Origin of the sequence: Kitasatospora sp. NPDC052868 (genome assembly GCF_044547105.1) — a bacterium.
Classification (GTDB): Bacteria; Actinomycetota; Actinomycetes; order Streptomycetales; family Streptomycetaceae; genus Kitasatospora.
On sequence record NZ_JBITZW010000009.1, the window covers coordinates 183,757 to 196,348 of the forward strand.

7 protein-coding genes are annotated in these 12,592 nt (G+C 75.1%); 4 read left to right on the plus strand and 3 right to left on the minus strand.

The window, feature by feature from the left end; translation table 11 throughout:
* Positions 1–50 precede the first annotated feature (50 nt).
* The gene (locus ACIGZJ_RS17870; RefSeq protein WP_396458081.1) at positions 51–698 is read right to left on the minus strand and encodes a DedA family protein; all 648 of its coding nucleotides are present in this window, start codon (positions 696–698) and stop codon (positions 51–53) included.
* Between the two features lie 399 nt (positions 699–1,097).
* On the opposite strand from ACIGZJ_RS17870, the gene ACIGZJ_RS17875 reads away from it, so the two are divergent.
* The 3 genes from ACIGZJ_RS17875 (at position 1,098) to ACIGZJ_RS17885 (ending at position 5,779) form a co-directional block, all read left to right on the plus strand.
* On the plus strand, positions 1,098–3,875 hold the full coding sequence (locus ACIGZJ_RS17875; protein ID WP_396458082.1) for a M4 family metallopeptidase: 2,778 nt from the start codon (positions 1,098–1,100) through the stop codon (positions 3,873–3,875).
* 218 nt (positions 3,876–4,093) lie between these two features.
* Complete coding sequence (locus ACIGZJ_RS17880; protein ID WP_392935304.1) at positions 4,094–4,678, plus strand: hypothetical protein; 585 nt, start codon at positions 4,094–4,096, stop codon at positions 4,676–4,678.
* Positions 4,679–4,834: 156 nt separating this feature from the next.
* Positions 4,835–5,779 (plus strand): ABC transporter permease, encoded by a 945-nt coding sequence (locus ACIGZJ_RS17885; protein WP_396458083.1) that lies wholly within the window; start codon positions 4,835–4,837, stop codon positions 5,777–5,779.
* Here ACIGZJ_RS17885 and ACIGZJ_RS17890 read toward each other — a convergent pair.
* Positions 5,770–6,900: an AI-2E family transporter gene (locus tag ACIGZJ_RS17890; protein ID WP_396458084.1), complete on the minus strand. Its 1,131-nt coding sequence runs from the start codon at positions 6,898–6,900 to the stop codon at positions 5,770–5,772. The genes ACIGZJ_RS17885 and ACIGZJ_RS17890 overlap by 10 nt on opposite strands.
* 186 nt (positions 6,901–7,086) lie before the next feature.
* A complete protein-coding gene (locus ACIGZJ_RS17895; protein WP_396458085.1) occupies positions 7,087–9,969 on the minus strand; it encodes a hypothetical protein in 2,883 nt (960 codons plus the stop codon).
* A gap of 523 nt (positions 9,970–10,492) precedes the next feature.
* Between ACIGZJ_RS17895 and ACIGZJ_RS17900 the strand changes: the two genes are divergently transcribed.
* Positions 10,493–12,589 (plus strand): transglycosylase domain-containing protein, encoded by a 2,097-nt coding sequence (locus ACIGZJ_RS17900; protein WP_396458086.1) that lies wholly within the window; start codon positions 10,493–10,495, stop codon positions 12,587–12,589.
* Positions 12,590–12,592 lie beyond the last annotated feature (3 nt).

The following is a 12,592-nucleotide window of genomic DNA, read 5'->3' on the forward strand; positions in this document are numbered from 1 at the left end:
ACCCCGCCGCAGGGGCCGCCGCCCGCCCGCCCTGGTGCGGGCGGCGGCGCTCACCCGCCGTCCGGCGGGGTCCGCGGCCCCTTGCGTGGGTGCAGCAGTAGCGGGAGGAGCGAGAGCACCACGACCGCTCCCACCAGCAGCCATAGGTAGTGCTCGATCCCGGGGACGGCGGCGCCCAGCCAGTAGCCCGCGAGGACCAGGGACTGCGACCAGAGCACGCCGCCGACGATCTGCCAGAGGGTGAAGGTGCGGGTGGGCACGTCGAGCATGCCCGCCAGCGGGCTGAGCACCGTGCGGACCAGCGGTACGAAGCGGCCGATCACGATGGCCTTGCGGTAGCCGTAGCGGCGCAGCAGCGCCTCCCCGCGGGCGGCGGCGGCTTTCAGGCGTCCGCTGCGGGTGCGGGCCAGGAGCGGGCGGCCGCCGTGGCGGCCGAGCAGGAAGCCCAGCTGTGCCCCGGCGATCGCGCCGACGGCGGCGCAGAGCATCACCTGCCAGAGCGACAGGTGGGGTCCGGTCCGGCTGCCGGCGGCGCAGAGCACTCCGGCGGGCAGGAGCAGGGTGTCGCCGGGGAGCAGGAAGCCCACCACCAGCAGGCCCGACTCGGCGAAGACGACCACCAGGACGGCCAGGGCTCCGAAGGCGGCGAGCAGGGAGTCCCCGCTCGTCGGGTCGACGGCGAGCAGTGGCCCGGTCATCGGGGTCCGGTCGCGGCCGCCCGGTGGTTCGGGGGTCGTCCTGCGGGGGAACCGGGCACGTCTCGACCGTACTCGGGCGGCCGGGACGCCCGCCACAGCAGGAGGCGGGGCCGCGGCGGGGCGGTGGGGCGGGGCGGTGGGCGGCGCAGCGGCGGGGGTGCAACGGGGCGGGCGCCGGGGGCGGTTCACCGGTGGGGGCGGTTTCCGCGGCCGGGGGCGGTCGGTGCCCGTTCGGGCACGGGGTGCGGGTGCCGGTGCGCAGGGGTTGCGGCCCCCCGCTGCACTTTCGCCCGGTGGCCTGGACGGGCCGGGCGTCCACGATCGAGCATCGGGTGACACTTCGTCACATCCCTGCTCCCGCAGCGCTTTCGGCGCTGCCGATTCCCGTGGAGGACCGCAGTGCACCACCGTTCCCGTCCGGCGGCCAAGGCCCTCGGCGCGGGCGCCGCCCTGAGCCTGGCGCTGGCGCTCACCCTGGCCTCCTCCCCCGCCCTGGCCGCGCCGCCGGGCCCGGCCGCGGAACCCGATCCCGTCCCCGGCCTGGTGGCCGGGGAGGGCACCGCCGCCCCGCAGTTGGTGACCGGGCTGTCCGAGGCGGCGCCCGGCAGTCCGGTGGAGGCGGCGCTGGCCCATCTCGCGGCCCATTCCGACCGGTACCGGATCGACCCGGGGAAGCTGGCCGGGCTCGCGGTCGAGCGCACGGCCGAGGGCCGGCAGGCCGTCAGATTCCAGCAGTACCACGGCGGTGTACCGGTGCTCGGCGGGCAGTACCTGGTCCGCCTCGTCGGTGCGGGGGCCGGGCAGCGGGTGGAGTCGGTCGGCGGCAAGTACTTCACCGGGCTCACCGCGCCGACCGCCCCCGCCGTGCCCGCCGCGGCCCTGCGGCGGCTGGCGCTCGACTCGCTCACGGACCCGCGGGCCCGCTCCGGGGCCACCGCCGAGGACCGCGGCCCGGTCGTCCTGCCGGGCGGTACCGGGCGGCTCGCCCAGCACTTCACGGTGCGGGCCGCCGACCCGGCCACCGGGGGCCCGCTGGTCCGCGAGGTCTACGTGGACGCCACCCGGGGTGTGGTCGCCCTCGCCCACGACGCCGCCTCCCCGCTCCAGGCCGAGGGCGCCGGCGCCGCCCGTGCCGCGGCCGCCGCCGGGCCGTCCGGGGCCGCCGCGGAGCCCGCCACCGGGACCGCCCCGGACTTCCTCGGCCGTACCGTGCCGGTGAACATCGCCCGGCAGCCGGACGGGGGTTACCGGCTCGTCGACCTCACCCGGCCCGCCACCATCTCCACCTACGACGGGGAGGGGCGGGACTACACGGAGTTCGGCGCGCTGCCCGAGGGCGGCCTGCCGGTCGGCTCCCCCGGCCCGGACTTCCCCGCGTCCGCCGGTACCAGCGGCGCCACCGACGCCCACCTCAACGCCGCCGCCGTGTACGACTTCTACCTCGGCCGGCTGGGCCGGGCGGGCCTGGACGGCAAGGGCAGCCCGATCATGTCCGTGGTGAACGTGGGCAGCGGCGGCGAGCCGTTCCCGAACGCCACCTGGGACGGGCGGAAGATGATCTACGGCAACGGCGACGCCAGGTACCGCCAGTTCGCCGTGGCGCTCGACGTGGCCGGCCACGAGATGACCCACGGCGTCATCCAGCACACCGCCGACCTGCAGTACTCCGGGCAGTCCGGTGCGATGAACGAGGCAATCGCCGACTACTTCGGCAACGCCGTCCAGGTGACCGCCCACAAGGTGCCGATGACCGACCCGAGGGCCGCGCTGCTCGGCGAGGACCTGTGCCGCACCGGCACCCCGGAGGAGTGCGCGGGGCGCCGGCTGGACGACCGCCGCACCACGGTGGACGACTACCTCGGCACCGGCCTCGACCTCGACAGCGGCGGGGTGCACCTCAACTCCACCATCTTCGGCGGGGCGTTGTGGGACATCCGGCGCACCCTGGACCCGCTCACCGCCGACCGGCTGGTCTACCGCGCGCTCGCCGAGTACCTCACCCCGCTGGACGGCTTCGTCGACGGGCGCAACGCCGTCCTCGCCGCGGGCCGCTCGCTCGGCCTCGGGCGCTCCGAACTGCGCGCGGTGGCGGCGGCGTTCGACGCGCACGGGATCCGGGCCGGCTGGCAGGGCCGGATCGCGGCGGACAGCCGTGCGCTGCTGCGCGGCGCCTCCACCCCGGTCGGGCCGGCCGCCGGCGGCGGCCACTGGGTGATGGGCAACGCCGAGGACCCGGCCGGCCAGGGCGGGGTCGCCCTGTACACCGGCTCCACCACCGCGCCCGGCACCCCGACCCGGCTCAGCCCCGAGGACGGCCGGATCCACGGCTGGGCCGCCACCGACGGGAAGGCCGCCGTCTGGCTGGCGATCGGGCCGGACGCCACCGGTACCTGGGGGACGGAGGTCCTGACCCGGCCGCTGTCCGGCGGTCCGGTGCGCAGCGTCTTCCAGTCCTCGAAGCAGTCCCCCGGCAGTGTGCGGATATCCGGCGGGGACATCGCCTTCGTGGTGACCGACGGCGAGAGCGGCCGCAGCCGGATCCAGCTCTCGCGGGGCGGCGCCGCGCCGGTGGAGATCCCGCTGCCCGAGGGCCACGACCTGCCGTCGTACGCCCTCTCCTTCCTCACCTTCAAGGACGGCCTGCTCGGCTGGATCGAGACCTGGACGACCGGGGAGGCGACGGTCCAGGCGCCGACGGTGTTCTCGGTCGCCGACGGGCGGGTCACCGCGCAGTACCCGGTCAGCACCCCGAGCAGCACCAGGGCGCCGCACCTGTCGACGCCGCTGCTCGCGGGCGGGCGGCTGCTGTGGCTGCAGGCCTCGGCCGACCCCGGCGCCGGGAGCGCCATCCGCTCCGGCGCCGTGGACGGCTCGGGTGTGAGCGAGCTGCTGTCCGCGGGTGCGCCGTACACCCCGTCGGACAGCGAACTCACCGCCTCCGACCAGGTCGTGACGTTCCAGCACCGCAGCGCCCGGCCGAGCGGCGGCTGGTCGAACGCCGCGTTCCCCAAGCTGTACCAGCTCCCGGTCGCCGGCGGCGCCCCGGTGCGGGTCTCCTGCAACCGGGGCAGCCAGCTCCACCCCGCCGCCGACCAGGGCTCCCGGGTGGTCTGGCTGGACTCCACGCCCGGCCGCGACGACCTGGTGGTCCGAGGCCGCCCGGCCGGGTCCTGCTGATCGGCCCTGCGCGGGGCCGTCCCGGGACTGCCCCGGGGCCGCGCTGCTGTCGGCCGGTCTGGCAGCGCTGACCGCCGCGGCGCCCGCCCGGCCCGTCCCTGCGGGGGCTGGGCCGGGCGGGTGGGGTCCGGCGGTGTACCGGTGTGGCCGCGGGGGGTGGGGGCGGTCGGGGGCGGGAGGCTGGTGCCCGACAGGCGGACCGGCAGGGAGGGCGGGCATTGGGCGGGCGCAGCAGTCGAGGTGTCCGCGGCCCGCTGGCCGCGGGCAAGGACCGGGCGGCCGGGGATCCGGGGGTGCTGGGGACGGCGCTGGCCGTGGTGCTGGCGTTCTCGCTCGCGCAGGGCTCGTGGCAGTGGTTCTCCACCTATCTCGGGGTGACGCTGCTCGTGGTGGTGCTGTCGTTCGGCCGGGTGCCGGTGCCGGTGGCGGGCCGGCGGGCCTCCTACGGGTGGAGTCTGGCGGCGTACTCGCTGGTCGTGGGTCTGTGCGTGGCGCTGGCGGTGGCTCCGGCGCTGCAGCGCTGGGACTGGCTGTTCCCGGTGCCGGGTGCCCGGCACGGGTGTGTGGAGTCGGGCCGGTACGAGAGTCTGCGGACGCAGGCCGCGCTGGGGGATCTGGCCGGTCGTGACGTTGTCGCGTTGGCGTACACGCAGCGGGAGCAGAGCCGCCAGGTGGTCGACGTCTGCCTGGCGGCGACGACGACGCGGTGGCTGCCGGTGTACGCGCTGGGGGCGGCGCTGCTGGTCGGGGCGGGGGCGTGGGTGCGGACCAGGGAGCGGCGGGCGGCGCCCGGGGCCGGTTGAGCCGGCCCCCGGCAGCGGGGAGCGCGCGCCGGTCGGCCTCCTGGTGCAGGGACCGGTCCTGTACGGATGAACCCGTCCCGTCGCCCGCGCCGTTATCCCGTGCGGGGGGAGTGCCGTTCGCGCTCCCCTCCCCCTGCGCGATCGTCTGGAGACCTGATGGGCCGCTATGTCATCCGTCGGCTGCTGCAGGCGCTCCCGGTGCTGGTCGGTGCGACGTTCCTGATCTACGCCGTGGTCTTCGCGCTGCCCGGGGACCCGGTGCAGGCGCTGGCCGGCGACAGGCGCGCCAATCCGCTCGTGGCGGAGATGATCCGCCAGAAGTACCACCTGAACGACCCGTTCCTCCTGCAGTACTGGTACTACGTCTCGGGTGTCCTCCAGGGCGACCTGGGTGAGAGCCTGACCGGCCGCCCGGTCGGCGACATGATCGGCGAGGCCTTCCCCTACACCGTGAACCTCTCCCTGGTGGCCTTCGCCATCGAGACGGTGGCCGGTGTGCTGGCGGGTGTCATGGCGGCCCTGCGCAGGGGCGGGTTCCTGGACCAGCTGCTGCTGGTCAGCACCCTGATGGTGATCTCGATCCCGGTCTTCGTCACCGGCTTCGTCCTCCAGTTGCTGCTGGGCGTGAAGCTGAAGACGGACTACGGCTTCGACTTCTTCCCGGTCTCGTTCAACGAGGAGGACGGGCTGCGGGCGTACCTGCTGCCCGCGTTCGTGCTGGCGTCCGCCTCGCTGGCCTACGCGGCGCGGCTGACCCGGACCAGCCTGATGGAGACCCTGCGTGCGGACTACGTCCGCACCGCGGTCGCCAAGGGCCTGAAGCGCCGTCGGGTGATCGCCCGCCACGCCCTGCGCAACGCGCTGATCCCGATCGTCACCTTCCTCGGTACCGACCTCGGCGGCCTGATGGGCGGCGCGGTCATCACCGAGAGCATCTTCAACGTGCATGGCATCGGCGGTCTGCTGGCCCGCGCCGTGTACCAGAAGCAGGGCACGACCATCATCGGCGTGGTGACGCTGCTGGTGCTGGTCTACCTGGTCACCAACCTGGTCGTGGACGTGCTGTACGCCGTGCTCGACCCCCGGATCCGCTACGAGTGAGCGGAGCCGCCGGCCCGGGCCGGGCGCGGTGGCGGCGGCGCCGGGCGTGCCGGGCGCAGTTCGGCGTAGACCGACCAGGCGACCGAGGCGGCGGGGACGGCGACCACGGCGCCGATCACCCCGGCCGCGATGCTGCCGGCGAGGACGGCGACCGCGACCACCACGGGGTGCAGGCTGACGGCCCGGCTCATCACCAGGGGGTGGAGCAGGTGGCCCTCGATCTGGCCGATCACCACGATCAGCAGCAGCACCACGATGGCGGTCACCGGGCCGCGGGCGGCCAGGGCCACGAGGGAGGCGACCAGCATCGCGACCGGTGAGCCGACCAGGGGGACGAAGGAGGCGAGGAACTCCAGCACGGTCAGCGGCAGGGCGAGCGGCACGCCGAGGAGGAACAGGGCGATGCCGACCATGATCGCGTTGCTGGCGGCGACGATGAAGATGCCCCGGGTGTAGCCGGCGAAGGTCCGCCAGGCCGCCCGGCCGCCCCGGTCGAGGTGGTCGGCGGCGGCGGGCGGCAGCTGGGCGGCGGTCCACCGCCACATCCGCTCCCCGGAGTGCAGGAAGAACACCGACATGAAGAGGGCGAGCGCGGCGCCCGTGGCCACCTCGAACACCCGGTGGGCGCCGCTGACGGCCGTGCTGATCAGGGTGGAGCGGTGCTTGGCGGCGAAGTCGGAGATCTTGTGCTGGAGGTCGTCGAAGACGGAGGGGTCCAGGCGCAGGGGCGGCCTCTGCAGGACCCGTTCCAGCCGGTCCAGGCCGCCCTGGAACTCCTTGGTCAGGCGGTCCACGTCGTCCGCGACGCTCTCGCCGATCAGGGTGAGCAGCCCGGCCGGTACCAGGATCGCCACGGCCAGGCCGATCAGCACCGCGAGCGGGCGCGGGACGGCGCGGGCGGCCAGGTCGACCACGGGCCGGATCACCGAGGTGATCACCAGGGCGAGGAAGGCGGACAGCGTGATCAGGTGGAACCGCCCGAGCACCGTCAGCACCAGGTAGGCGGCCACCGCGACGACGAGCAGCCGCCAGGCGTAGTCGGACAGGCGGCGCAGTGCCGGGCCCGCGCCGGCGGGGGTCGCGGGGCCGGGCCGGCGGGGTCGGGGCGGCCTCACCGGCATGCCGTGCCGCCGCAGGGGGTCGGGCCGCCCGGGGTCGGGGGCCTGGTGCGGGGCCGGGGGCTGCTGGGGTGCGAAGGCGACATGAACCCTGGATAGCGGGTGGAGCGCCGTGCGGGGTGTTCCCGCGCCGACGGGCACCCGCCGCGCGGTCGATCCTTCACCCGGTTCCGGGGCGGGTGCGCGGGGTCAGGGGCGGTCGCCGACCCGTAGGTGGGTGGCGAGCTGGCGGCGGCCGCCGGTGAGGGCCTCGACGAGGACGGTGAGGGTGGTCAGCGCGGCGAGGACGGCCGCCGGCAGCAGGAGCGGGGCGGGGGCGGGGCGCAGGCTGGTCGGGACGGGGGCTCCGACCAGGGTGGACAGGTCGACGGCCGGTCCGAGCAGGGTGACGGCGGCCAGTGCGGCGAGGGTGCCGCCGACCGCGGCCGTGAGGGTCTGCGGCAGTGTCTCGGCGAGGATGAGCGCCAGTCCCTGGCGGGGCCGCAGGCCCATGGTGCGCAGTCGGGCGAGGACGGCGGCCCGGTCGGGGGCGGCGCGCAGCAGGGTGAGCAGGACGGCGAGCAGGGTGAGCGCCGCGGCGGCGGTGACGGCGTGCCGGAAGAGGCGGCCTGCGGCGTCCTGGAGCGGGTCCTTGGCGAGGTCGGCGGCGACGGAGGCGCTGGTGCGGGTGACGTAGCCGCTGCGCAGGGCTTCGGGGTCGTTGCCGACCACGGCGACGGAGGCGGTCGGGCCGGCGGACGGGGCGCCGGGGTCGGAGAGGATCGAGGGCGGCAGTTGGCGGACGAGTCCGGCGAGGGCCGGCTCGTCGATGTGGCCGACGGCGAACCAGTGGGTGGCCCGGTCGAGTTCGGGCAGCGCGGCGGTGGCGGCGGGGGTGGGCAGGACGACGAAGGGGCGGGTGGCGCCGGGCAGGGCGGGGGTGGCGTCGAGGGCGCCGGCGCTGGTGGCGAGGACCTCGCCGCCGCTGGGCAGCCGGAGCCGGTGGCCGCCGGGGCCGAGGTGGCGTGCGAGGTCGCTGCTGAACAGGGCGGGGACGGTGGGCGTTGCGGTGGGCGGGGTGGCGAGCGCGGCCGGGTCGAAGGCGCCCGCGCCGACGGTCCGGGCGATCCGTGCGTACGCCTGCGGTTCGGCGACGACCAGGGTGACCTGGGTGGCGTGCGGGTCGACTCCGGTGCCGACGCCCGGGAAGCCTTCGAGCAGGAACGCCTCGCTCTCCAGCCGGGCGGCGGTGGCGGCGGTGACTCCGGGCAGGGCGGCGGCGGCCGGGCCGAAGCCGGGGGGCAGGGTGAGGCCGGTGGGCGCGGCGACGGAGGCGTCCGCGCCGACGGTGAGCCGGGCGGCCCGCTGGCGGGCGAGGTCGACGCCGCCCAGCACGCTCGTGCCGAAGCCGGCGGTGGTGACGGCGAGGACCAGGGCGAGCAGGGGCAGTGCGGAGGGGCGGGGGCGGCCGTCGCTGCCGCGGGCGGCGCGGGCCAGGCCGAGGAAGCCCACCACTCCGGGGGTGCGGACGGCCGTGCGGGCCAGTGCGCCGGCGAGGAGGGGCAGGGTTCGTGCGAGCAGCAGTGCCGCGGTGAGGGCGATCAGCAGGGGTGCGGCGACGAGCAGCAGGTCGGGGTTGTCGCCGGGGGGTGCGGCGCCGCGGCGCCGGACGCCGGCCACGGCGGCGGCGGTGAGGGCGAGGACGGCGAGTTCGGCGGTCAGGCGGCCGCGCCGGGCGGCTTTGCCGCGGTGCTGTCGGGCCGGCGGCAGTGCGGCCCGGACGGGGGCGGTGAGCAGCGCGAGGAGGGTGGTGAGCAGGGCGGCGGTGGCGGCGGCGCTCCAGCGGGGGGTGGGCAGCAGCCACAGCGCCAGCGCGGTGGCGGCCGCGGCGGCGGGGAGCACGCCCGCCGCGCCTTCGCCGAGCAGGCGCAGCAGGAGGCCGGGGCCGGAGCCGCCGCGGGCGCGCAGCAGGCGCAGTTCGGCGCCGCGTCGTTCGATGGTGAGGGCGGTGGCCAGGGCGAGGACGACGCCGGCGATCCCGGCGACGGCCGCCGGTCCGATCAGGGCCAGTGGGGCGACGGCGGCCTGGCGCTGGGCGGCCTGGCGCAGGTGGCCGGGCAGCCGGGAGGTGGTCGACAGGCTGGGGCGGTCGATGGCGGCCATCAGCCGGGTTGCGGTGGGGCCGGTGAGGTAGGAGGCGAGGTCCCGTTGGGCCGCGGGCAGCCGGTCGGTGCGCAGGGCGCCGGTGTCGACGGGCAGCCGCCAGAAGTCGCGCACCTGGCGGCCCCAGGTGGCGAGGGCGGGCAGGTTGTCGCCGCCGACGACCCCGGCGGTGTGCCAGTGCCGGGCGTTCGGCTCGCTGGGGGAACGCACCAGGCAGGCCCGGCCGGTGCAGGGCAGGTCGGACCAGTACGGGTCGGCCTGGTCGGTGACGGTGTAGAAGCCCGTCACCCGGACCTTCTTCGGCGGGGCGGAGTCGTCGTCGAGGACGGCGTCGAGGCGGATGCCCATGGCCTCGGCCGCGGCGAGGCTGACGGCGATGGGGATCGGGTCGCCGGGGGCGGTGGTACCGCTCGGCCAGCTGCCGGCGGCCAGGGTGGTGTGGTCGGTGAGGCCGTGCAGGTAGAGCAGTTGCAGGGTGGGTGCGCTCTTGCCGTCCGGGCGGTCCAGGCCGGGGGTGGTGAGGGCGCGCAGTTGGACGCCCCGGGCGCCGAACACCGGTCCGGAGGGGACCACGGAGAAGCCCTCGCCGGTGCGGGCGAGGAGTTGGCCGGCCACCTTCTCCAGGTCGGCGACGGTTTCGGCGCCGCCGTCGAGGGGGGCGGCGGTGCTGAGCAGGCTGGTCTCCAGCGGGCCGCGGTCGTGGAGGAAGTCGCGGAGCGCGGCGTCGGCGCCGCGGTCCAGGGCCAGTGGGAAGGCGGCGGCGAGGAACACCAGGACGAAGGCGAGGGCGGCGGTGAGCAGCGCGGCCGAGGGTGCCGTGCGCAGCCTGGTGCGCACCCAGGGAGCGGGGCGGTGGTCGCCGGTGGTCGCGGCGGGGGCCGTGCCGGCGGGGCGGGTCGGGCGGGTGCGGCGGCGGGCGGGGGCGGTCACATGGTCCTCCGTCGGGTGGGACGGCGGTCACCGACGTTCCGTCACGGGATAGCGGACGATGCTGTCAGAAGTGGTGCCCGTGGGGGAAGGGACCTGTGCGAAGTGTGTGCCGAAAGGGCAGATCCGGTGCGGCCGTCGGGGCAGCGGTCCGCCGGGGTCCGGGTTCGTGTGCAACGTTTCGCCCCGCCCGGCACGTCTCCATGGTGTCGGGGCGGTGGGGCGGGAGGAGCGTACCGAATTCCTTGCGAGTGGCTGTCGAATTCCTTGCGGGCGGCCGTCGAATTCCTTCCCCGCGATGATTCGGTACGCATGCGAATGGATGTCCCGGAAATCCCGCTGCTTTTGTCACAGGTTTGTGACACCCTTGCGGAGCACGGTGGTTCGATCGCGGGAGGTGGGCGGCTAGTGTTCCGGCATGGCATCGAACCTCCCCCCGATATGGAATTCATCCGATAGCGCTCCCCTTCCTCCGCCGCGCAATTCGCCGCTTCGGCTGGCCCGCTACGGTGCGACGTTCCTGGGGGTGAGCGTGGTGTCGGGTGCGCTGCTCGCCGGTATGGCCCTGCCCGCCGCCGGGGCGCTCGGGCTGACCGCGAAGAACACGGCGGAGGGCTTCGACGACATCCCCGACGACTTCAAGACCCCGCCGCTCACCCAGGCCACCCAGATCTTCGACGCCAGGGGCGGACTGATCGCCAAGGTGTACGAGCGCGACCGCACGGTGGTCACCGCCGACCAGATGTCCCCCCTGATGCGCCAGGCGCAGGTGGACATCGAGGACGCGCGCTTCTACGAGCACGGCGCCGTCGACCTCAAGGGCGTCCTCCGCGCGCTGAGCAAGAACGCCGAGAGCGGCACCGCCTCCCAGGGCGCCTCGACGCTGACCCAGCAGTACGTGAAGAACGTCAACGTCGAGAAGGCCGGCGACGACCAGGCCGCCGTCCACGAGGCGCAGCGCAAGACCCTGGGCCGCAAGATCCAGGAGCTGAAGGTCGCGATCAAGCTGGAGGAGGAGCTGACCAAGGACCAGATCCTCACCAACTACCTGAACATCACGTACTACGGGAACGGCGCCTACGGCGTGGAGGCCGCCTCGCAGCGCTACTTCGGCAAGAGCAACAGGGACCTGACGGTCGCCGAGGCGGCGACCCTGGCCGGGCTGGTGCAGAACCCGTCGGCCTACGACCCGCGGCTGCACCCGCAGGCCGCGCAGAACCGCCGCGACGTGGTGGTCGACAAGATGCTGGAGAACCGGCACATCACCGCGGAGCAGGCGAGGGAGGCGAAGGCCGCCCCGCTGGGCCTGAGGTTCAAGGAGCCGCAGAACGGCTGCATCACCGCCGGCGCCGGGATGGGCTTCTTCTGCGACTACGTGCGCCACGTGGTCAAGCAGGACCCGGTGTTCGGCAAGACCGCCGCCGAGCGCAAGAGCTTCTGGGACCAGGGCGGCCTGAACATCTACACCACCCTCGACCCGGACAAGCAGGCCGCCGCCCAGAGCGCCGTGAGCGACAACGTGCGCGTCACCGACAGCGTCTCGGCCGCCGCGAGCATGGTCGAGCCGGGCAGCGGCAAGATCCTGGCGATGGCCCAGACCCGCCCGTACGGCCTGGACAAGGACAGGAACCAGACCGTCGTCAACCTCAACGTCGACGCGGCGATGGGCGGCGGCAACGGCTTCCAGCCCGGGTCGACGTTCAAGCCGGTCGTCGCGGCCGCGGCGCTGGAGGCGGGCCTGTTGCCGACCCAGGAGTACTCCTCCCCGAACAGGCTCGAGTACCCGACGATGAAGACCTGCGCGGGGACGTGGAAGAACGACTCCCGGCCCAAGGCCGTGGTGCCGAACGAATCCGCGAGCGAGAAGGGCCCCTACCAGCTGAAGAAGGCGATGGCGCTCTCGGTCAACACCTACTTCGTGCAGATGGAGCAGGAGATCGGGCTCTGCCCGGTCAAGCAGATGGCCAACAAGCTCGGCATCACCGCCCGGGCCAGCGGCAAGCCCCTGGAGGAGGTCCCGGCGATGGCCCTGGGCGTCGAGGAGGTGAGCCCGCTGACCATGGCCGACGTGTACGCGACCTTCGCCGCCGAGGGCAAGCACTGCGACCCGGTCGCCATCACCAGGATCACCACGGTGGACGGCAAGGACGTCCCCGCCCCGGCCGGCCGGTGCGACCAGGTGTTCTCCGACACGACGGCGCAGGCGATCAACACCATCCTGAACGGGGTGACCGCGGACGGCACCGGCATGGCGCTCAACCTGGAGGGCAACCGGCAGATCGCCGGCAAGACCGGGACCTCGGACCAGAAGAAGGCCGCCTGGTTCAACGGCTACACCCCCCAGCTCGCCACCGCCGTCTGGCTCGGCGGCCCGAACGGCGGCGTCGAGATGCGCAACATCACCATCAACGGGAAGTACCGCACCGAGGTGTTCGGCGCCGACGGCCCCGGCCCGATCTGGCAGGCCGCCATGAACCGGGCCCTGCGCGGCGCGCCCAAGCAGCCCCTGAAGATGGCCGACATCCCCGACCCGGCGCCCGCGCCCGACCCGGGCCCCACCGGGACCGCGACCGGGACCGCTCCCGGCATCGCGCCGGCCGCCCCGCCCGCCGCACAGCGCTGACCG

Excerpts from the sequence above, each read along its gene's own strand:
- ACIGZJ_RS17870 (WP_396458081.1), bottom strand. The coding sequence starts at position 698 with ATGACCGGGCCACTGCTCGCCGTCGACCCGACGAGCGGGGACTCCCTG.
- ACIGZJ_RS17885 (WP_396458083.1), top strand. The coding sequence starts at position 4,835 with ATGGGCCGCTATGTCATCCGTCGGCTGCTGCAGGCGCTCCCGGTGCTG.
- ACIGZJ_RS17890 (WP_396458084.1), bottom strand. The coding sequence starts at position 6,900 with ATGCCGGTGAGGCCGCCCCGACCCCGCCGGCCCGGCCCCGCGACCCCC.